Origin of the sequence: Salipiger pentaromativorans, from assembly GCF_024721115.1 — a bacterium.
GTDB lineage: Bacteria > Pseudomonadota > Alphaproteobacteria > Rhodobacterales > Rhodobacteraceae > Salipiger > Salipiger pentaromativorans.
In genome coordinates this window covers 1-19,385 of the sequence record NZ_JAMDHK010000008.1, presented here as the reverse complement: position 1 = coordinate 19,385, position 19,385 = coordinate 1, and the positions used below count along the sequence as shown (strand labels likewise).

General features: G+C 66.1%; 19 protein-coding genes. 3 read left to right on the top strand and 16 right to left on the bottom strand.

The features are described 5' to 3' along the window. Window position 1: 1 nt before the first annotated feature. The 6 genes from M4578_RS13520 to M4578_RS13495 form a co-directional block, all read right to left on the bottom strand. Window positions 2-259 carry a hypothetical protein gene (locus tag M4578_RS13520; protein WP_258093811.1) on the bottom strand — a complete coding sequence of 86 codons (258 nt, stop codon included), beginning with the start codon at window positions 257-259 and terminating at the stop codon, window positions 2-4. Next, window positions 256-1,083 carry an alpha/beta fold hydrolase gene (locus M4578_RS13515; RefSeq protein ID WP_258093810.1) on the bottom strand — a complete coding sequence of 276 codons (828 nt, stop codon included), beginning with the start codon at window positions 1,081-1,083 and terminating at the stop codon, window positions 256-258. The genes M4578_RS13520 and M4578_RS13515 overlap by 4 nt, the downstream gene beginning before the upstream one ends. A gap of 11 nt (window positions 1,084-1,094) precedes the next feature. Continuing rightward, on the bottom strand, window positions 1,095-2,384 hold the full coding sequence (locus M4578_RS13510; RefSeq protein WP_258093809.1) for a TRAP transporter large permease: 1,290 nt from the start codon (window positions 2,382-2,384) through the stop codon (window positions 1,095-1,097). Then, entirely contained in the window at window positions 2,381-2,881 is a 501-nt protein-coding gene (locus tag M4578_RS13505; RefSeq protein WP_258093808.1) for a TRAP transporter small permease, read from the bottom strand. The genes M4578_RS13510 and M4578_RS13505 overlap by 4 nt, the downstream gene beginning before the upstream one ends. After that, complete coding sequence (locus M4578_RS13500) at window positions 2,878-3,930, bottom strand: TRAP transporter substrate-binding protein (RefSeq protein WP_258093807.1); 1,053 nt, start codon at window positions 3,928-3,930, stop codon at window positions 2,878-2,880. Before M4578_RS13500 ends, M4578_RS13505 begins: the two co-directional genes overlap by 4 nt. Before the next feature lie 65 nt (window positions 3,931-3,995). Next, window positions 3,996-5,534 (bottom strand): class I adenylate-forming enzyme family protein, encoded by a 1,539-nt coding sequence (locus M4578_RS13495; protein ID WP_258093806.1) that lies wholly within the window; start codon window positions 5,532-5,534, stop codon window positions 3,996-3,998. A gap of 462 nt (window positions 5,535-5,996) precedes the next feature. On the opposite strand from M4578_RS13495, the gene M4578_RS13490 reads away from it, so the two are divergent. Next, the gene (locus M4578_RS13490) at window positions 5,997-6,680 is read left to right on the top strand and encodes a GntR family transcriptional regulator (protein ID WP_258093805.1); all 684 of its coding nucleotides are present in this window, start codon (window positions 5,997-5,999) and stop codon (window positions 6,678-6,680) included. Here the strand turns inward: M4578_RS13490 and M4578_RS13485 are convergent. From M4578_RS13485 to M4578_RS13470, 4 genes are read right to left on the bottom strand one after another with little or no spacing between them, the layout of a single operon-like run. After that, window positions 6,665-7,405: a sulfite exporter TauE/SafE family protein gene (locus M4578_RS13485; protein ID WP_258093804.1), complete on the bottom strand. Its 741-nt coding sequence runs from the start codon at window positions 7,403-7,405 to the stop codon at window positions 6,665-6,667. The two genes, M4578_RS13490 and M4578_RS13485, sit on opposite strands and share 16 nt — an antisense overlap. Window positions 7,406-7,460: 55 nt before the next feature. After that, window positions 7,461-8,279, bottom strand: a complete 819-nt coding sequence (locus M4578_RS13480; RefSeq protein WP_258093803.1) for an ABC transporter permease — start codon at window positions 8,277-8,279, stop codon at window positions 7,461-7,463. Further along, window positions 8,272-9,084, bottom strand: coding sequence for an ABC transporter ATP-binding protein (locus M4578_RS13475; RefSeq protein WP_258093802.1), 813 nt, complete (start codon window positions 9,082-9,084; stop codon window positions 8,272-8,274). The genes M4578_RS13480 and M4578_RS13475 overlap by 8 nt, the downstream gene beginning before the upstream one ends. Beyond that, window positions 9,081-10,082: an ABC transporter substrate-binding protein gene (locus tag M4578_RS13470; protein WP_258093801.1), complete on the bottom strand. Its 1,002-nt coding sequence runs from the start codon at window positions 10,080-10,082 to the stop codon at window positions 9,081-9,083. The genes M4578_RS13475 and M4578_RS13470 overlap by 4 nt, the downstream gene beginning before the upstream one ends. A gap of 163 nt (window positions 10,083-10,245) precedes the next feature. Here M4578_RS13470 and M4578_RS13465 point away from each other — a divergent pair, with 163 nt between their 5' ends. Beyond that, window positions 10,246-10,932, top strand: coding sequence for a cysteine hydrolase family protein (locus tag M4578_RS13465; RefSeq protein WP_258093800.1), 687 nt, complete (start codon window positions 10,246-10,248; stop codon window positions 10,930-10,932). A gap of 147 nt (window positions 10,933-11,079) precedes the next feature. Here M4578_RS13465 and M4578_RS13460 read toward each other — a convergent pair whose 3' ends face one another. From M4578_RS13460 to M4578_RS13435, 6 genes are read right to left on the bottom strand one after another with little or no spacing between them, the layout of a single operon-like run. Further along, window positions 11,080-12,138 (bottom strand): ABC transporter ATP-binding protein, encoded by a 1,059-nt coding sequence (locus M4578_RS13460; protein ID WP_258093799.1) that lies wholly within the window; start codon window positions 12,136-12,138, stop codon window positions 11,080-11,082. Then, window positions 12,131-13,195 (bottom strand): ABC transporter ATP-binding protein, encoded by a 1,065-nt coding sequence (locus M4578_RS13455; protein ID WP_258093798.1) that lies wholly within the window; start codon window positions 13,193-13,195, stop codon window positions 12,131-12,133. The genes M4578_RS13460 and M4578_RS13455 overlap by 8 nt, the downstream gene beginning before the upstream one ends. Beyond that, window positions 13,195-14,040 (bottom strand): carbohydrate ABC transporter permease, encoded by an 846-nt coding sequence (locus M4578_RS13450; RefSeq protein WP_258093797.1) that lies wholly within the window; start codon window positions 14,038-14,040, stop codon window positions 13,195-13,197. The genes M4578_RS13455 and M4578_RS13450 overlap by 1 nt, the downstream gene beginning before the upstream one ends. A gap of 2 nt (window positions 14,041-14,042) precedes the next feature. Next, a complete protein-coding gene (locus M4578_RS13445) occupies window positions 14,043-14,903 on the bottom strand; it encodes a carbohydrate ABC transporter permease (protein ID WP_258093796.1) in 861 nt (286 codons plus the stop codon). Between the two features lie 58 nt (window positions 14,904-14,961). After that, the gene (locus M4578_RS13440) at window positions 14,962-16,497 is read right to left on the bottom strand and encodes an extracellular solute-binding protein (protein ID WP_258093795.1); all 1,536 of its coding nucleotides are present in this window, start codon (window positions 16,495-16,497) and stop codon (window positions 14,962-14,964) included. Between the two features lie 44 nt (window positions 16,498-16,541). Next, on the bottom strand, window positions 16,542-17,594 hold the full coding sequence (locus tag M4578_RS13435) for an NAD(P)-dependent alcohol dehydrogenase (protein WP_258093794.1): 1,053 nt from the start codon (window positions 17,592-17,594) through the stop codon (window positions 16,542-16,544). Between the two features lie 300 nt (window positions 17,595-17,894). Here M4578_RS13435 and M4578_RS13430 point away from each other — a divergent pair, with 300 nt between their 5' ends. Next, complete coding sequence (locus tag M4578_RS13430) at window positions 17,895-19,358, top strand: sigma-54-dependent Fis family transcriptional regulator (RefSeq protein WP_258093793.1); 1,464 nt, start codon at window positions 17,895-17,897, stop codon at window positions 19,356-19,358. The last annotated feature ends 27 nt before the right edge of the window (window positions 19,359-19,385 follow it).

Here is a 19,385-nt window from a genome sequence, read left to right as displayed (position 1 = left end):
CTTACGCCTCCTCGCGTTTCATCAGTTTCAGGTAATCGCCGTTGGACTTGCCCGCCTGTAGCCAGAAGCCCCAGGTCAGCATGGTGTTCACGCCCATGTCGGCCAGTTCGCGCACCTTGTAACCGGTGATCAGCGCGCGCTCCTCGGCGCCCAGCTGATAGCGCGACAGGTATTTGTCCGGGTCCTCGGCGAATTTCTTCTTGTTGGCGCCGGATGTCGACAGATCGTACAGCACCTTCTCCAGCACGTTGCGGCTCATGCCTGTTCTCCCAGGAAATCGGTGACAAGGGTCAGGAACTCGGCCTCGCGTTCGATCTGCACCCAGTGCCCGCAGCGGCCGAAACTGTGCAGCTCGGAATTGTCGAGCCATTGATGCATGTCGAGCGCGCGCTCGAAGGGCACCACGCGGTCCTCGCGTCCGTGCAGGATCAGCGTCTTGTGGCCAACCTTGCGCAGCAGTTTCTCGGGGATGCCGCGCACGATGGGGTTTTCACCGGTGGGCGGCGGCATCAGCTTGCGGAACGCTTCCAAGGCGCCGTCGCGGGTGGCGGCCTCGAACCGGGCCTGGATCAGATCCTCGGTGATGAACGAGGCATCGTAGGGGAACCAGCTGATCGCCTCGCGCATGGACTCGAGCGTGCCGTTGAAATCGCCCTGCGCCTTCAGGCCCCCGGTCAGAGGGAAATGCCCGCAGGGCGTGCCCAGCAGCACCAGCCGGTCGATGCGGTCGGGATGGTTGATCGCGGTCATCAGCCCCAGCGCGCCACCGAAGGAATTGCCGACGACCGAGATCTTGTCGATCTCCAGCGCATCGAGAATGCCGATGAAATGCTCGACCCAGAGCATGATGTTATATTGCGCGTCGGGCTTCAGCTCGGTAGCGCCGAACCCGGCGATGTCGGGCGCGATGATGTCGAAACTGTCCGACAGCGGCGCGATCACCTTGCGCCAGTTGGCCCAGGCCGAGACCCCGGCCCCCGAGCCATGCAGCAGCGCCACCGGCTTGCCCGCACCGGCGCGGTGCAGGTTGGTGCGGTGGTCGGCCGCGGTGATCGTCAGGGTCTGAACGTCGGTATCCAGCATGAAAGACCTCCTTATTTCACGAGATAGGGCAGCGTCAGCGACAGTGCCGGGATGAACACGACCATCAGCACCCGGGCGACATCGGCCATGATAAAGGGCACCACGCCGCGGAAGATGTCGGTCAGGGCCACGTCGCGCAGCACCGCGTTGAGAATGAAGACATTGAGCCCGATGGGCGGGGTGATGAGGCTGATTTCCACCACCACCACGACCAGCACGCCGAACCAGATCGGATCGAAGCCCAACGAGACGATGAGCGGAAAGAACACCGGCACGGTCAGCAGCATCATCGAGATGCTTTCCAGCACGCAGCCCAGCACCACATAGATCGCGATGATCAGGAAGATCACCAGCATGGGCGGGATCGCCATATGCTCGATCATCGCCACCAGCGCCTGCGGCACGCGGGCCACGTTGACGAGATTGGCAAAGAGGAAGCTGCCGATCAGGATCATCATCAGCGACACCGTGGTCGAGATCCCGTCGGCCAGCGACGAACGCAGCATCTTGACGCTGAGCCGCCCGCGCATCGCCGCGATCAGCAGCGCACCGAAGGCTCCGATGCCCGCGCTTTCCGTCGGCGAAAAGAACCCGCCATAGATGCCGCCCATGACCACACCGAAAAGCAGCACCACCGACCAGACGCCAAGGATCGCCTTGATGCGCTCGGACCAGGCCAGCTTCTCCCCGGCGGGGCCCGCCTCGGGGTTGCGCAGCACGCTCCAGAACACCGCCGCCGCATAAAGGAACATGCCCAGGATGCCCGGCACGATGCCCGCCATGAAAAGCGCGCCGATGTCGGTCTCGGTCATGATGCCGTAAAAGACCAGCGCGATGGAGGGCGGAATGAGGATCCCCAGCGTGCCGCCTGCGGCGATGGAGCCGGTGGCCAGCGGCGTGTTGTAGCCGTAGCGCTTCATCTGCGGATAGGCGATGCGCGACATGGTGGCGGCGGTGGCCAGCGACGAGCCCGAGACCGCGCCGAACCCGCCGCAGGCCACGATGGTCGACAGCGCCAGCCCGCCGCGCCAGTGGCCGACAAGGGCATAACAGGCGCGGAACAGCTCCCCGGCGATGCCGGAATGGGCGATGAAGGCGCCCATGACGATGAACAGCGGGATCACCGCGAATTCATAGGTCAGCACGGTTTCCGATGCGATGATGCCAACCTGCGAAAAGGCGGCGGTCCAGCCCTGGAAGGCGGCAAGCCCGGCGATGCCCACAAGGCCCGTCGCCACGGCGATGGGCACCCGCAGGAACAGCAGCACCATGAGCGCGAGGAAGGCCAGTCCAATGATCATGACAGGTCCTCGCGATTGGCCTGGCAGCCGGGCAGCGCCGAGATCAAGGTGCTGAGCGCGGCCAGCGCGGCAAAGCCCGCATAGATCGCCAGCGGCAGCCATTTCTCCAGCGGCAGGAACAGAAAGGTCTCGTGCCAGCGCAGCATCTGCGTCGCCTGCCGCGCCACATAGAGCGCGACGATGGTGAAGAAGATCACCTCCAGCGCCCAGACCATGGCGGCACGCGCGCGGTCGAAACGCGGCAGTTTGCGCAGATGCCCTTCGATCAGGTCGATGCGGATATGCTCGCGGTGCCAGTTCATCCCGATAAGCCCGGCATAGACCGACACCCCCAAAAGCAGCCCCACCAGTTCATAGGCAAAGCCAAGCGGGCTGTTGAAAACCACCCGGCCGATCACGTCGACCGCGGTGATCACCACGAGCCCGACCAGCGCCGCCTGCGCCAAAAGGCGAAACGGCCACTGGAGGGCGAGTATGACCGAATGACGGTCGCTCACTGGCCAAGCTCCGCGATCTGGGCGTTGTAGAAACCCACGGCGCCCTCGGCGTCGATCCCGGCCTCGGTCGCGGCCGCCTTCCACTTGTCGAGCTCGCCCGAGAAGGCCGTCTCGATCTCGCCCATGAACGCCTCGTCGGCCACGGTGTAATTCTCGCCCAGCCGCGCCTTGAAGCTCTCGCGCGCGGCCAGATCGTTGGACTGCCACAGCCCGCCCATGGTCTCGCTCAGGCCCTCGCCCGAGATCGCCATGATCGCGGCCTGATCCTCGGGGGCGATGCGGTCCCATTTGCCCTTGTTCATGATGACGAAGGCAGAGTTGGAAAAGATCCCGCCCGGCACCTGCGTGACGCCATGGATGTCCTCATCGACCTTGAAGCCCGTCACCAGCTCGTCCGAGATCACCGTGCCATCGACAATGCCGCGCGACAGCATCTCGCGCAGTTCTGTCAGCGAGCCCGAGACCGGCACCACACCCTGCTCCTGCAACACCCGGCCCACCACCGGCGTCGGCACGCGCAGCTTCTTGCCCCTGAGCCCGGCCATCGAGGTCACCGGCGCCTTGCGCATCGAGATATTGCCGCCCGCCGTGACGTGCATGGCCAGCGTGACCACGTCGGCCTGCATGCCGGTCGGTTCGAAATACTCTTTCCAGAGCCGCCAGTAGGCGCGCGAGGAAACACCCGCGTCATGGGTGATAAAGGGCAGCTCGACCATCTCGGTCAGCGGAAAGACCCCCGGCGTATAGCCATGCGGCCCCCAGGCGATGTCCGCCACGCCATCGACCACCGCCTGATAGTTGCGGTTCGGCGGCGCCAGCGGCTTGGCCGAAGCCTGCAACGTCACGCGGCCGTCGGTCACCTCGGAAATCTTCTCGAACCATTTATAAAGCCCGTCGGCCTGGCTCCAGTGCCCGCTCGGGAACCACTGGTTGTAGTTCAGCACCAGCGTGTCGGCGGCGCGGGCCAGCGACGGCAGCGCCAGCGTGGCCGAGAGACCCAGAAGGCCGGTTTTCAGAAACGACCGGCGGGTCGCGCGTCGGGTTGTCATGGCTTGTCTCCTCCCTCAGGACAAAGCTAGAAACGGGATGGTTTTCAGTAAGATGCCGGGGCGGCTCAGGCGTTGGCCGCCCGCACTTCCCGGTGTTCCGGCGCCCGCGCCCTTTCGCGCAGCGCCATGCGGTCCATCTTCCCGGCGGGGGTCAGCGGCATCGCATCTAGAAACTCGATCACGCCGGGCATCTTGTAGCTCACCAGGAACTGGCGGCAGCTTTCGGCCAGCTCTTCGGCGCTGACGTTTTCGCCCGCGCGCAGGGCCACATAGGCCACCACGACCTCGCCCGCGCGGTCATCAGGGCGGCCCACCACGCAGACCCCGGACACGGCGGGGTGCGAGATCACCGCTTCTTCCACCTCGCGCGGGAAGACGTTGAACCCCTTGTGGATGATCACGTCCTTCTTGCGGTCGGTGATGGTCAGGAAACCCTCTTCGTCCATCACGCCGATGTCGCCGGTATGCACCCAGCCGTCGCGCAGCACGAGCGCGGTTTCTTCGGGGTTGTTGCAATAGCCCGGCATGATGTGCGGCCCGCGCACCCGGATCTCGCCGGCCTCGCCGCGCGGCACCGAGCGGGTGCCCGTCTCCATATCGACGATATCGACATCGGTGTCCGGCACCGGCTTGCCGGCGGCGCCTGCGCGATGCCCCATCTCCTCGGTGTTGACCGCGATGGGTGCCACCTCGGTCATGCCGTAACCCTCGTAGATCGTAAGCCCCGTCAGCGCTTTCCAACGGCGGTGCACCTCGACCGGAAAAGCCGCACCCCCACCGGGACAGACCCGCAGCGAGCTGAGGTCGCGGCTGTCGAGATCCGGGTCGGCCATCATCGCCTGATAAACGGCAGGCGGGCCGCCCCCCAGCACGCTGACCTTCTCGCGCTCGATCAGATCCAGCACATCGGCGGGGTGGAACCGCTCGGGCACGATGGAGCTGCCGCCCGATTGCAGCGGCAGGCAGATGCCCGAAAGGAAACCGTAGATATGGCTGTAGGGGGCGATGGGCAGAAAGACCTCGCCTTCGCGCATCGGCCAGCCCCATTGCATGCGCGCACCGGCGGCGATGAGTTGGCGGTGGCTGTAGAGGATGCGCTTGGGCGTGCCGGTGGTGCCGCCGGAATAGAAATAGGTGGCCGGAGTGTCGCCCGCACCGCAAAGGCTCCGGGCGTCCGAGGGCGTGGCGATCCAGCGTCGCAGCGCGTCCGCATCGACACAGACCGCATCGGGCGCAAATTCGAGATGGTGATCGGCAAAGATCATCTCGGGTTCGAGGATCTCCATCAGCTTCTGACCCGACTTGCGCGGCATCGCCGCGTTGAAAAGCGCCGGGCGCGCGCCGCAAAACAATACTGAAAGGTATGTTATGAAGAAGCGGGATCCGTTGCTCATGAACATGGCCACGTCCTTGCCACGAATGCGGGGGCCATAGGTTTCGGCAAAGCCGTGCAGCGCCGAGGCAACCTCGCCCCACGAGGCGCGAAGGGTCGAATCTGCGATGAACAGGCGCTCTGGGTGCTGTTTCGCGCGGCTTTCGAAAATTTCAACAAGGCTGGCTGCCGTGTCGGCGTGCTGCCAGATCAGGAACGATCCTGTTGTCATGCGGTCTCCTCCCATTCGCAAATAATATGCACCACAGGAACCTCTTTCCTGTCAATACTTTTTGGTATTGTTTTTCCGCGCCTGCGCCCTGGGCCGGAACAGCGCTGATTCTGCGAGGAAATTTCCCCGGGCGGACATCGCCGGGCCACCTCCCCGGCACACACCCGCCCGCCGCTCCCGGGAATCACCGCACCCGCGGTCGCGGCATCTCCCGGGGCACAGCGCCCCCGGATCGCGAACCCTGAAAAACGTTCTTAGGGCAGGGCGCGGGCCGCAAGTTCCATGATGACGCAGTCCTGATCGCGTTCCCGCAGACCCGTGCCGGCGGCAAACCCCGCCGCTCCTTCCGTGTCCCGTAAGGCTGGTGCGTGGCCCTGCGACCTCTTACCTTTTCAGCGCCCGCGATCGGTGATAGCCCGTACATTGTATACAACCGACGTCGAACGATCCCGGAACGTTACAATGAAAAAACCGCACTCCTCGCGCCCGCTCGGCGCCGCGCATACGGCGCTTTTCCACCAGATCTACGAAGCGCTGCGCGACCGCATCCAGCGCGGCGAGCTGCGCCCCGGCGACCGGCTGGTCGAAGACCGGCTGGCCGAGGATTTCGGCGTTTCGCGCAACCCGGTGCGCGAGGCGATCCGCATGCTTAGCGCCGACGGGCTGATCGACGTCAACGCCCGGCGCGGGGTTTATATCGCGGTGCCGGACCCGGCGAAAATTCAGGAGCTGGTCGAGATCCGCGCGGTGCTGGAGGGCCATAACGCCCGGCTCGCCGCCCGGCGCGGCAATCCCAAGCTGCTGGCCGCCGCAGGCCGGATCCTGGCGCGCGGACAGGCGGCCCTGAGCGCCGAGAAGATCAACACGCTGGGTGCGCTGAACGACGAGTTTCACAAGGCGCTCGCACGGGCGTCTGAAAACGAGAGCCTGAGCGAGATGCTGGGCGCGATGCGGCTCAAATCCTCGCTCGGCTTCGCGATGAGCGATCCCGTGGTGCAGGCCCAGTCATGGCAGGAGCATGCAGGCATACTGCAAGCGATCCTCGACGGCGACGAAGACACCGCCGAAGCCCTGTCGCGCAGCCATGTGTTGAAGGCGGGCGACAGGGCACGGGAGCGGCTTGAGGCGGCTCAGGCCACGAGCTGACGCAGCAGGAGTAGCCCCGCGCTGCCCGCCGCGATGGTCAACACGATCAGCCGCATGTGGCGCGCGGGCAGAAGGTGGCGCAGCCGCCCGGAAACGGCAAAGCCCAGAAACAGCGGCGCCAGCATCGCCAGCCCCAGCCCCATTTCATGCGGGCCGAACCGCCCCACCGCCGCCAGCGCCAGGATCGAGATCAGCGCGCCCACCGCCAGAAACCCGCCGATGGAGGCGCGGAGCTGTGCCGGCGGGACCGATTGATAGACCAGCGCGATCGGCGGCAGCCCGACCGAGGTCAGGGTGCCCATGAAGCCCGAGACGCTGCCCGCGATCAGCAGGTTCAGCCGGGTCGGACGCAGCGGCAGCTTCAGCAGGCTCGCCACCACCGCCAGCAGGATCACCAGTGCAAAGGCGATGGCCAGCCCGCGCACCGGCAGAAGGCCGATCAGCAGCGCGGCGGGAACCGAGGCGATCAGCCGCCCGATCAACGCGAATCCCAGCCCCGACATATCCAGCGCGGCGCGTTCCCGGACGACCGACATCACCGCGATCACGCAGGAGATCATCAGCAGGGGCCCCGGCACCAGCTCCGGCGCCAGCAGTGCCAGCAGCGGCGAGGCCACCATGCCCAGTCCCACCCCGCTGAGACCTTGTAGAAACGCACCGGCAAACACCACCAGGGCAATCCAATGCCAGTGATGGGCCAGCATCTGCTCGAAGAGCGATACCATCGTCTTTTCTTTCCAAGTTGAGATGTGCTGTCCCGCCGTCCCCGGCGGGACAGTCCTAGCGCATCAGCCAGCCTTCGGCTTTCTGCACCAGCAGGTAGATGGCGACCGAGATCAGGCTGAGGATCACAATCGCGGCCATGACCATATCCATGCGGAAGATCTGGCTGCCATAGACGATCAGATAGCCAAGCCCGGCTTTCGAGGCCTGAAACTCGCCGACGATCACGCCCACCAGGCTCAGCCCCACATTGGCCTTGAGCGTCGCCATGAAGGTGTGGACGTTTCCGGGCAGCACGACCTTGGTCAGAATCTGGCGCTTGCCCGCGCCCAGCGTGCGCGCCAGCTTGATCTTGTTCGGATCGGTCTGGCTGAACCCGGTGTAGAGCATCAGGATCGTGATGAAGAGCGCCACGGCAATCGCCACGGCATAGATCGACCCTTCCGGCCCCAGCCAGATATAGAAGATCGGCACCAGCGCGATTTTCGGCAGCGCATTCGCCACCACGAGAAACGGGTCGAGGATCTTTTCCAGCATCGGGGACAGCCACAGGCATATCGCCACGACGGTGCCGAGGATCATCGCCACGGCAAAGCTGATCACCACTTCCAGAAGCGTCACGCCGATATGCAGCCCCAGGCTGCCTTGCGCCAGCAATTCGAGAAAGCCGTCCCAGACCGCCGTGGGGTAGCTGGTCAACATCGGGTTGACGAGGCCCGCGCGCGGGGCGGCCTCCCACAGCGCCAGAAACGCCAGCAGGATCAGAACCCGGCCGACCTGCACCTTGCGCCGGTTGCGGGCCTGCCGCTCGATCCAGTTCCGGTAGGCCACGCTGGGCGTTGCTGCGGTGGCTTCGGGGGGAGCGGTCTCAGTCATGCGTTTCCATCTCCGTCCAGATCGTATGATAGTAGTCGCGGAACTCCTCCGCCTCGCGGGCGGCCATGCTGCCCGGACGCGCCGGACCGGCGCTCGGGAACCCGATCTCGTGAATGCTCTTCAGCCGCCCCGGTCTCGGGCTCAGCACCACGACACGATCCGCCAGCGCGATGGCTTCGGGGATGTCATGGGTCACCAGGATCGCCGTCTTGCCCTCGCGCCGGATGATCTCGCCGATCTCCTCGGCGATGGACAGCCGGGTCTGGAAATCCAGCGCCGAGAACGGCTCATCCAGCAGGAGGATGTCGGGCTCCATACACATGGTCCGGCCCAGGGCCGCGCGCTGGCGCATTCCGCCGGAGAGTTGCGGCGGCTTGTGATGCAGGAACTGGCCCAGCCCGTAGCTGGTCAGGATCCGTTCCGCCCGCTGCCGCGCCGCGCCCATGTCCATGCCCCGGATCTCCGGGCCCAGAAGGGCGTTTTCAAGAATCGTGCGCCATTCGAACAGCGTGTCCTGCTGCAACATGAAGCCCACCTGCGGCGACGGCCCCGCGACCGGCTTGCCGTCGATCAGCACCTGCCCGCTCGTCGGTTTCATCAGCCCGCTGAGCAGCGACAGCAGCGTGGACTTGCCGCAGCCCGATTGCCCGACAATCGAGACGAACTCGCCCCGGCCGACGGAAAAGCTCATGTCCTTGACCGCGTGGGTTTCCCCCTCGTCCGAGAAGTAATGCAGGTTGACCTTGCGAAATTCGACCTTGGGCGGCACCTCCTTGTGCCGCCCAGACGTGTCATGTGTGGTCATTCCGCCGCCTCGAAGAATTGCGGATCGACGACGCGCTCGAAGGGCACCTCGCTGCCCGCCGCCATCAGCCCATTGCCGACCAGAAGCGCCTGTAGCGCCGCCACCGCCTCGGGCGTCACGGCGGGGGTGGTTTTCCAGACCCCGGCTTCGCGATGGCGCAGGACGGTCTGGGCCAGCTCTTCCGCACTGACGCCTGGGAAGTAGGCTGCAAGCGACGAGGCCACCTCTTCCGCCGGGGCGGTGTCGATCCAGGCTTCGGCCCGTGCGATGGCGCGGGTAAAGCCGCCGACGATCTCGGGATGCTCGGCGATATAGCTCTCGCGCGCGATAAAGACCGTATAGTCGATGTCGCCCACCGCCTGACCGACATTGGTCATAGAGTGCAGCCCGCTCGCCTCCAGCTTGGTCACGTCGGGCTCGAAGAAGGTGCCGTAATCGGCCACGCCGGACATGAAGGCGCCGACCCGCGCCGGGATGGCGACATTGGTGATGATCTCGACATCCTCGTCGGGATCGAGCCCCGCTTTGGTCAGCGCTTCGCGCAGGAACAGCGCCGGCGACGAGCCTTCGCGCCAGCCGAGGATCGTCTTGCCTTTCAGCGAGGCCCAGTCGAAAGCCTCCTCCCCCGGTTCACGACCGACCAGAAACGACCCGTCCGTCGCGGTGAGCCCGGCGAAGATGCGGATCTTCTCCGGCGATTTGCCGGTTTCGACGTAGATCGTGGTTTCCGGCCCGGCGAGCGCGATATCGACCGACCCGCCCAGTAGCGCGGCGGTCACCTTGTCGCTGCCCTGACCGGCAACCAGATCGAAGGCGATGCCCTCGTCCTCGAAATAGCCCCGGTCCAGCGCGACATAGAGCGGAGAGTAGAAGAGCGAATGGATCACCTCCATGAAGGCGATCTTGGTGACCTCGTTGGCGTGGGCCATGGCCGGGGCCAGCCCGAACGTGGCGGCGGCGAGACCGGCGGCGAGTGTCAGACGGCGCGTGAGCTTCATGTGAATTTCCCTGTTGTGAACTCTGACGAAACGGTTGCAGAAGCGTCCCTATTGAGTAGATTCTTTGTATACAATAGACGAAATGAAAGTCTGCGGATCAAACCCTGGACTTCCCCGCGAAACGCCCAATAATCGGGCAAAAATCAGCGTCAGGAGACCGAAAATGAGCCATATCCACCCTTTCGAGATGCCGGACTGGGCACAGGAGCGCGTCGTGGCCCGTCAGGGCAGCGCCCTGGTTTTCAAGGACCGGCCCGCGACATCGACCGCTCTGGTGGTGGTGGATATGCAGAATTACTTTCTCGACCCAGCAAGCGGCGCCTCGGTGCCCAATGCGCGGGCGATCGTGCCGAATATCAACCGGCTCGCCACTGCCCTGCGCGCGGCGGGCGGCCGTGTGGTCTGGATCCGCACGCTGTTCACCGAAGACGCGCTTGAGACGATCCCGCATTTCCACCGCGAACTGCTGACCCCTCCCCGCTTCGAGACCCGCTGCGCCGCGCTCGACCGCGATGCCGAGGGCTCGCAGCTCTGGCCTGCACTGGATGTGCAGCCCGAGGACATGATTGTCGAAAAGACCCGCTACAGCGGGATGATCCAGGGTGCGGGCGCCCTGGAGGACCGGTTGCGCGCGGCGGGCATCGACACGCTTCTGGTCACCGGCACGATGACCAACGCCTGCTGTGAATCGACCGCCCGGGACGCGATGATGCGCAACTTCCGCACCACCATGGTGCATGACGGCTGCGCCTCGATCCGCGACGACGAGCATGCCTTCGCGCTGATCCATTTCGCCTTGTTCTTCGGCGATGTCACCGACACGGACGAATTGGTCGCCCGCTACGGCTGACACTCCCCCGCCCGCGCCCGCCTTCCGGGTTCATCCGGGGAGCGGCCACCGGCGGCAAAAGCCCTCCGGGGCCCCTCCCCCGCGCCTCAGCACCGGCCTTGCAGTTGCTGCCCCGCTACGAACGGCAACCCGGCGCGCGCAAGCGGCTCACGCCACCAGCCGCCCGTCGCGATAGATCAGCAGGTTCTCCGGCGGCACCGAGATGCCCAGCCTGTCGCCCGTCGCTAGAACCCGACCGCCGGGCAGCCGCACCCGCAGGGTCAGCGCCTCGGCGCGCAAGGCCACAACCTCGTCGGAGCCCTCGAACCAGATCCGCTCGACCTGCCCCGCGACCTGCGGGCTTTCGCTCACGACCCGGGCATGTTCGGGCCGGAACCCGAGGGAGAGCCGGCCCTCGCCCAGCCCCTCCGGCGCGGCCGCGGACAGTGTCGTGCCCGGGACGGTCACCCGGCCGGATTCCTGCCGGGCAGGAAGGAAATTCATCGCAGGCGATCCGATGAACCAGCCGACATGTTCGGTCGCCGGTCGTTCGAAAAGCGCGCGCGGCGCGCCCGCCTGCACCACCTCGCCCAGATTCATCACGATCACCTCTTTGGCAAAGGTCATCGCCTCGGTCTGGTCATGGGTCACCAGCACCGTGGTCAGGCGGAATTCCTCGTTGATCTCCTTGAGGATGCGGCGCAGTTCGAACTTGAGCTGCGGGTCGATCACCGTCAGCGGTTCGTCGAGCAGGATCGCGGCAACGTCCTCGCGCACCAGACCGCGGCCCAGCGAGACGAGCTGCTTCTGATCCGCCGACAGCGCATGCGCCGGGCGCTTGAGATGGCGCGCCAGCCCCAGCCGCTCGGCGATGGAATCCACCCGGCGACGGATGCGTGCCGCGGGCACACCCCGGCAGACCAGCGGAAAGCCCAGATTTTCCGCCACCGTCATCGACCGGTAGATCACCGGCACCTGGAACACCTGCGCGATGTTGCGCTTGCCGGTGTCGCGCTCCGTCACATCGACCCCGTCGAACAGCACCCGCCCGTCCGAGGGGCGCAGCAGCCCGGAGATGATGTTGAGCATGGTCGACTTGCCGCAGCCCGACGGGCCGAGCAGCGCATAGGTGCCGCCGTCCTGCCAGGTCATGCTGAACGGGCGCAGCGCATAGGGCAGGCCCGGCGCATAGCGGTGGCCAAGGGTTTCAAGCGTGATTTCAGCCATGATCGGCTCCGTTCGGAACAAGGGTGCCGGTCGCATCGAAGACCCGTGCGCGGGTCAGGTCGAGACCGATACCGATGGTGGCACCAAGCGCGTGCTCGGTGACGGTGCGTTCGAGCATCACGAGATTCTGCCCCGCCAGCACGAGATGGGTCACGGTCTCCGATCCCGAGACCTCGGTCAGCGCCACATGCGCCGCATGCGGGCCGCCCAGCCGCAGATCATGCGCGCGCAGCCCCAGCGTATAGCGCCCGGGCGGCAGCGCGCGGCCCAGATCGGCGGGTGTGACCGCGCCGAGACCGGTCACCTCGGCCCCCTCTTCGGCCACATCCAGCTCGAGAAGGTTGATCGGCGGATCGCTCACCACCTGCGCGGCGGCGACCGAGACCGGCGCGCCATAGACCGTGCGCGGCGGACCCGCCTGCACCACACGGCCCTCGGAAAGCAGGACCACCCGGTCGCCCATCTGCAACGCCTCGCGCGGGTCGGTGCTGGCATAAACCACCATCGTCCCGGTCTCGGCGGTCAGGATGTCGATCAGCTCTTCGCGCAGCCCCTCGCGCAGCTTGTAATCGAGATTGACAAAGGGCTCGTCCAGCAGCAGCACCGGCGCCTTCTTGACCAGCGCGCGGGCGATCGCGACGCGCTGCTGCTGCCCGCCCGACAGCCGCCCCGGGCGGCGGTCGGTGAAATCGGCCAGCCCGACACGGCCCAGCATGTCGCGGGCGCGGTCGCGGGCCTCGTCGCGGGCGACGCCCCGGCGCAGCAGCGGAAAGGCCACGTTATCGAGCACCGAAAGATGCGGATAGTTGATGAACTGCTGCGTCACCATCGCCACCGGGCGCCGCCAGGGCGGCAGCCCGAGCCAGTCGGTGCCGTCGAGCGCGATGCTGCCCGCATCGGGCTGCACCAGCCCCGCGATGGCCCGCATGAGCGAGGTCTTGCCCGCAAGGGTGCGCCCCAGCAGCGTGGTAAGCTGACCCGGCTCGAACCGGATCGACACATCGTCGAGGCAGGTATCGCCGTCCTGCACAAGCGAGAGAGAGCGGATCTCGAGCATCAGCGCACCGCCCCGGCCAGGCCGCCGCGCGACAGGAACCGTTCGACCACGAAGGCCAGCACCGCCAGCGGCGCGACCGACACGATGGCCGCCGCCGACAGCGCCCACCAGGGCGTCACCGACGAGTTCAGCGCGACGATCGAGACCGGCAGAAGCTGCACCTTGGTGAAGGTCAGCGTGAAGGCGAAGAAGAAATCGTTCCAGCCGAAGATCAGACAGAACATCCCCGCCACAACCAGCCCCGGCATCGCATTGGGCAGGATCACCCGCAGGAAGGTCACCACCGGGGTACAGCCGTCCATCCAGGCCATCTCGTCGAGCCCGCGCGGCACCGAGTTGAAGAAATCCACCATGACCCAGACCGCGATGGGCAGCAGCAGCGCGATATAGACCAGGATCAGCCCGGTCAGCGTATCGAGCAGGCCCAGCGTCTTGAGCATCAGGAAGAACGGAATCGCCAGCACGATGGGCGGCATGATCCGCTGGCTGATGAAGAAGAAGGTGATGTCGCCGTTACGCACCGGCCCGGCGCGGAAGGTGAAGCGCGACAGCCCGTAGGCGGCCAGCGTGCCCAGCACCAGCGACAGCGCCGAGGCCGAGAGCGTGACGATCACCGAGTTGAGATAGGGGCGCAGGATGTTCACCCCGCCGGGCCCGCCGAACAGCGCGCTCCAGCCGGCGGTGGAGGGTTCGTATTGCAGCCAGGGCAGCCAGGTGGCGCCGCCGGTCACGCCATTGGCGGATTTGAAGCTGGTGGAGAGCATCCACAGGAAGGGAAAGACCACAAAGGCCGACCAGGCGAGAACCACCAGGTATTTCAGCGCGAGATAAGAGGTGTGTTTCATGTTCAGTCCTTCACGACCATGCGGGTCAGCGCCTTGGCGATGACGGTCAGCGACACGATCATCACCACCAGATAGGTCAGCGACAGCGCCGCCGAATAGCCGATCTGAAAGTCGCGCATGCCGCGGATATAGATGTAATAGCTGGTGGTTTCGGTCGATGTGCCCGGCCCGCCCGAGGTCAGCACATAGATCGTCTCCATCAGCTTCGAGGCCTCGATCAGCCGGATTAGGATCGCCCCGGTCGAAATCGCCGCCATCATCGGAAAGGTCACCGAGAGAAAGGTCCGTATCGGGCCGGCGCCGTCGATCCTGGCGGCCAGATAGGGCTCTTGCGGCAGCGACAGCAGCCCGGCGAGCAGCATCAGGAACATGAAGGGCGTCCATTGCCAGATCTCGACGATCATCACCGCCGCCAGCGCGTGGCCGGCCTGCGACAGCCAGGGCTGCGCGCCGATGCCGAGCGCGTCGAGGATCGGGTTCAGCGGCCCCAGGCTTTCGTGAAAGATGGTGCGCCAGATCACCGACATGACCACCGGCGTGGTCATCATCGGCACCAGGAACAGCACCCGGAACAGCCGCCGCGCGGCGATGTCGCGCCAGACCAGCAGCGCCAGCCCGAAGCCCAGCACATATTGCAGCGTCACGGTGGCGAGCGTCAGCAGCGACAGCCGGACAAGCGCCTGCCAGTAACGGCTGTCCGCCAGCAGGCGCGTGAAGTTGTCGCCGCCGATCCAGTTCAGACCGGGGTTGTAGACATCCCAGGAGGAAAAGCTCACGCGGATGGTGAACAGCAGCGGGAAGAGGATGATCGCCACCAGAACCAGGAGGCCCGGCAACAGGAAAAGGTATTTCTGACGGTACATGACGGCCTCTCGGGGGGCACGAAGGGGCCGGCGGACCGGCCCCTTCTAACGGTCGGGCTCAGCGGTCTTCGAGCGCCACGACGTTGGCATAGGCCGCGCGCACGCGGTCGGCGCCGATCCGGTCGACGATCTGGCCCCATTCGGCGGCGACGCCGTCCAGCGCCTCCTGCGCGCTGGCCTCGCCCGACATGGCCCGCGCCACGCCCGCAGCCAGCGAGGACATGAATTCGCCCACCCCCGGCACGCGCAGGTCAAAGACCTGGTTGGCGCCGCCGTCGATGTCGCGCAGCGTGGTGGCATAGCTTTCCGCCACCGCCGCATCCCAGCCCATCTCGGTCTCGTAGAAGGCCGGATCGAAATGGGTGTCGCGATAGGGGTTCACCCCGAAGCGGCCGATTTGCAGATCGGACAGGGTGTTGGCCTCGTTGGCGAAGAAGCACAGGTAGTCAAAGGCCATGTCCTGGTTCTGGCTGTTCGCCGCCACTGCCGAGGACCAGCCCCAGGTGACATAGGGCGCGCGGTTGGGCTCGTCGAAATGATCCCATGCGCCGGTGTCGCGGTTCCAGACCTCATGCGCGCCGGGCAGGATCGCCGCCGCCACCTTGTTGCGGATCGGGCTGTCCTCCTGCATCGCCTGGATAAAGGCATCGTCCCAGCTATAGGACATCAGCGTCTGCCCGCCCCCGAAGGAGAAAATCTCGTCGCCGAGCCCGAAGGAGGTGCCCCCCGGCGGCATGGATTTCTGCGCCTCCACGAACAGCTCGAGCCCGTGCACCCAGCCCGGCGTATTGACCAGCGGCGTCATGGTCTCGAGATCGAAGAAGAACCCGCCCTTGACGTCCGGATGCTTGGCATAGGGCGCCACCCGGCTGATGAAGGCCGAGAACATCAGATCGTCGCGTTTGGTCACCTCGGCGCTGCCGAAATTGGGCTGGCCGTCGCCGTCGAAATCCATGTCGTTGAAGGCGGCGGCGACCTCGTTGTATTCCTCCCAGGTGGCGGGCACCGTGAGGTCGCGGCCGGTCTTCTCCTTGAACATCGCCTGCATCTCGGGGTTTTCGAAGACATCGGCGCGGTACTTCAGATAGTGGCGGTCGCCATCCATCGTGTATTGCAGCATCTTGCCGTTCCAGGTGGCGACCCCCTTGTAGGTGGGCGTCACCGACATCATCCCCGAACTGTCCTGATAGCTCTGCGGCACCTCGGCGAAATAGGGGTTGAAATCGCCCAGCCAGAGCGAGGCGTAGAACAGCACGTCATAGGCCGCCTGCCCGGTCTGGAAAGGGATCATGATGCGCTGGAACAGATCGCCGAAGGGCACATGCACCACATTGACGGTGGCGCCGGTCAGCTCCTGGAACTGCTGAGCGTGCAGCGCGGTCGGCTCGCCGATCACCGGGATCGCATGGGTGATGATGTTGAGCGTGCGCCCGGAATAATCCTTGGCGTCGATCGCGGCAAAGCTGCAGGCGCCGGGCACGTCTTCCTTGATGCCGTAGCTGCTGTAATCCTGCGCCATCGCCGCCGCCGGCAGGCACAGCGCGGTCGCCGCGTAAAGCGCCCGCTTGAGAACGGTCGTCTTGGTCGTGGTCATGAAGTCTCCTCCCTAAAGACTGGTACGTGAACTTGGCTGCGAGCTCAGGGGATCAGCACCGCACGGCCGTGGATCTTGCCGTGATGCAGGTCCTGCAGCGCCTGGTTGGCATCGGCGAGGCGATAATCCCGGGTCGCCAGCTCGACGAGGCCGCGGTCGGCCAGCGCCATCAGCTCGGTCAGCTCGGCCCAGGTGCCGACGAGATTGCCGATGATGTTCTTCTCGGTGATGATCATCTCGACCGTGGGCACGCGGATCTCTTCGCCGTAGCCGACGATGTAATAGCTGCCCATCGCCCGGGTCATCGCGAGCCCCTTCGAGGTCGTGCCCTTTTCCCCGACGAAGTCGATCACCGCCTCGGCGCCCTTGCCGCCGGTCAGCGACAGCACCGCATCGACCTCGCCGCTATCGGCCTTGACCAGATGGTCCGCGCCGTAGCGGCCGGCCATCTCCAGCGCCTCGTCCGAAATATCGACCACGATGATCCGCGCGGCGCACATCGCGCGCAGCACCTGCACCCCGATATGGCCAAGGCCCCCTGCCCCGATCACCACCGCCGTCTGGTCGGGCAACAGCACCTGCGCGGCCTTCTTGGCGGCGTGGTAGGCGGTGAGCCCGGCATCGGAATAGGGCGCCACGTCCTTGGGCGCGAGCGTCTTCGGCAACGCCACGAGATTGCGGGCGTTGGTCTGGAGATATTCGGCATAGCCGCCATTGGCATCGAGGCCCGGAAAGGCGCCGTCGCCATGCATGTCGTGGCCGCGGCGGCAGGCCATGCAGGTGCCGTCGGACTGCTTGGGATGCACAATCACCGGATCGCCCACCTTGATGCCCTCGACCTCGGGACCGATCTCCTCGACCCAGCCGGCGTTTTCGTGGCCCATGATCAGCGGCAGCAGCCCGGTGCCGGTGGGGTCGGTGATCGGCTGCCAGATGCCCTCGATGATGTGCAGATCGGTGCGGCAGACGCCGGCGCCGCCGATCCGCACGATCACATCGGTATGTTTCCGGATTGCCGGATCGGGAACGTCTTCCAGCGAGACCCAGGTCGGGGCGGTGAGAGACGGATCGTATTGGTGGAGTACTTGTGCTTTCATCTTTTCGCGCCATGTCGCCCGCCGCCGGAAGTGACGGCGAGACGCACAGTCGCGACCCGGACCCGGATCGGACAAGCCGCGCCGCAGCATCGCCGGATCGCGTGCACTCCGCGAACAGCCCGCCCACGCCGGCGTCCAGCATCTGGACGGCCGCGCAGCGGGACCATCCCCCGCCAGGCCCGCGCCGTCGCGACGTTCACTTTCTGAACAGATCCCGCGCGAATCGGCAGAGCGGTTGACAGGTGGGGCGGGGACTCCGCTAACCTGCCCGCCAGCTTGGGATCAGGGAGGAGCCAGGCGATGAGTTTCCATACAACCGCGCTTGACCGCGCGCGCTATCAGCTTGAAACGCAGGGACGCTTTCCCGGCGGCGCGCTGGCCGGCGACATCTCGGACAGCTGGCTGCGCAGCCTGTCGCACGGGCTCGACCCGCTGGGCCGGGCGGCAAAGCTCATGCTCACGCCCGACCGGATGCGCGAAACCACCCAGCGCCACGAAGAGCTGATCCGCTTCGCCCGGCCCGAGCTGGAACTGCTGTTCGACCAGATCGCCGGCTCGCATTTCATGATCGCGCTCGGGTCGCCCGACGGGGTCGTTCTCGACACGCTGAGCGACACCGATTTCGCCGCGACCGAGGCCGGCCGCACGGTGGTGCCCGGCTCGGTCTGGACCGAAGAGCTGCGCGGCACCAACGCGCTGGGGCTCTGCATCGCCACCCGCCGGCTGGCGCAGGTCTATGGCGGCGAGCATTTCCTGCGCGACCATTCCGGCGTGTCCTGCATCAGCGCGCCGATCTTCGACGGGCGCGGCAATCTGGCGGGGGTGCTCGACGCCTCCTCCTGCACCGCCGCGCGCCAGCAGCACACCGCCGCGCTGGTGCAGATGTCGGCCAGCAATATCGAGAACTGCCTGCTGCATGCGGCACATGACACCCGCGTCGTGCTGCAATTCCACCCGCGCGGCGAATATCTCGGCACGCTGTCGGTGGGTATGCTGGTGCTGGAAGAGGATTTCCGCATTCACGCGGTCAACCGGCGTGGCGAGATGTTCCTCACCGGCTTTCCCGAGCTGATCGGCGAGAACTTCGACCGGATCTTCGAACAGCGGTTCGAGGACGTGGCCCACCGGCTCGCCCAGGGCGAGACCCTGCGTCTGCGCGACCGGATGGGCTCGGCGGTGTCGGTGCGCGCGGTGGCGAACCGGGCGAGCTTTGCGCTTGCCGGGCGTCTGCGCTCCTGGGCGCCGGACCCCGAGCCAACCCGGGCCGCGCCCGCCGCCCCGTCCCGAAATCCGTTCAAGGATGTGGTGATCGAGGATGCCGAGCTGCGCCGCCGTCTCGCCGCGTTGCCGCGCGCCGCGCGCCGCCTCACCCCGATCTCGATCCATGGCGAGACGGGCACCGGCAAGGAGGTGGTGGCGCGGCTCGCCCATGCCGCCTCCGAGCGGGAGGGGCCCTTCGTCGTGCTCGACGGGCGGATGCTGCGCGAGGCGGATTTCTCCGCCGCCTTCTTCGGGGCCGGCGAAGAGGCGCCCGGGCTGCTCGAGCGCGCCTCCGGCGGCAGCCTGTTTCTCGACGAGGTGACCGCGCTGCCATTGCCGGCCCAGGCCACGCTGGCTCGGGTGCTCGACAGCGGCGAATACCGGCACCCGGCCAGCGGCGCGCTGCTGCGCTGCGATGTCTTCGTCGTGGCCGCCTCGGGCGAAGGAACGTCTGATCTACCGTTTTGGCTGTGCCGATTTCCATGCAATCGGGCTTTGATTTAGCATACAGGGACCGATTTTGGGCTCGTA

Excerpts from the sequence above, each read along its gene's own strand:
- M4578_RS13460 (WP_258093799.1), bottom strand. The coding sequence starts at position 12,138 with ATGGCTGAAATCACGCTTGAAACCCTTGGCCACCGCTATGCGCCGGGC.
- M4578_RS13510 (WP_258093809.1), bottom strand. The coding sequence starts at position 2,384 with ATGATCATTGGACTGGCCTTCCTCGCGCTCATGGTGCTGCTGTTCCTG.
- M4578_RS13455 (WP_258093798.1), bottom strand. The coding sequence starts at position 13,195 with ATGCTCGAGATCCGCTCTCTCTCGCTTGTGCAGGACGGCGATACCTGC.
- M4578_RS13480 (WP_258093803.1), bottom strand. The coding sequence starts at position 8,279 with ATGACTGAGACCGCTCCCCCCGAAGCCACCGCAGCAACGCCCAGCGTG.
- M4578_RS13435 (WP_258093794.1), bottom strand. The coding sequence starts at position 17,594 with ATGAAAGCACAAGTACTCCACCAATACGATCCGTCTCTCACCGCCCCG.
- M4578_RS13485 (WP_258093804.1), bottom strand. The coding sequence starts at position 7,405 with ATGGTATCGCTCTTCGAGCAGATGCTGGCCCATCACTGGCATTGGATT.
- M4578_RS13515 (WP_258093810.1), bottom strand. The coding sequence starts at position 1,083 with ATGCTGGATACCGACGTTCAGACCCTGACGATCACCGCGGCCGACCAC.
- M4578_RS13500 (WP_258093807.1), bottom strand. The coding sequence starts at position 3,930 with ATGACAACCCGACGCGCGACCCGCCGGTCGTTTCTGAAAACCGGCCTT.
- M4578_RS13520 (WP_258093811.1), bottom strand. The coding sequence starts at position 259 with ATGAGCCGCAACGTGCTGGAGAAGGTGCTGTACGATCTGTCGACATCC.
- M4578_RS13475 (WP_258093802.1), bottom strand. The coding sequence starts at position 9,084 with ATGACCACACATGACACGTCTGGGCGGCACAAGGAGGTGCCGCCCAAG.
- M4578_RS13490 (WP_258093805.1), top strand. The coding sequence starts at position 5,997 with ATGAAAAAACCGCACTCCTCGCGCCCGCTCGGCGCCGCGCATACGGCG.
- M4578_RS13430 (WP_258093793.1), top strand. The coding sequence starts at position 17,895 with ATGAGTTTCCATACAACCGCGCTTGACCGCGCGCGCTATCAGCTTGAA.
- M4578_RS13470 (WP_258093801.1), bottom strand. The coding sequence starts at position 10,082 with ATGAAGCTCACGCGCCGTCTGACACTCGCCGCCGGTCTCGCCGCCGCC.
- M4578_RS13495 (WP_258093806.1), bottom strand. The coding sequence starts at position 5,534 with ATGACAACAGGATCGTTCCTGATCTGGCAGCACGCCGACACGGCAGCC.
- M4578_RS13450 (WP_258093797.1), bottom strand. The coding sequence starts at position 14,040 with ATGAAACACACCTCTTATCTCGCGCTGAAATACCTGGTGGTTCTCGCC.
- M4578_RS13445 (WP_258093796.1), bottom strand. The coding sequence starts at position 14,903 with ATGTACCGTCAGAAATACCTTTTCCTGTTGCCGGGCCTCCTGGTTCTG.
- M4578_RS13465 (WP_258093800.1), top strand. The coding sequence starts at position 10,246 with ATGAGCCATATCCACCCTTTCGAGATGCCGGACTGGGCACAGGAGCGC.
- M4578_RS13440 (WP_258093795.1), bottom strand. The coding sequence starts at position 16,497 with ATGACCACGACCAAGACGACCGTTCTCAAGCGGGCGCTTTACGCGGCG.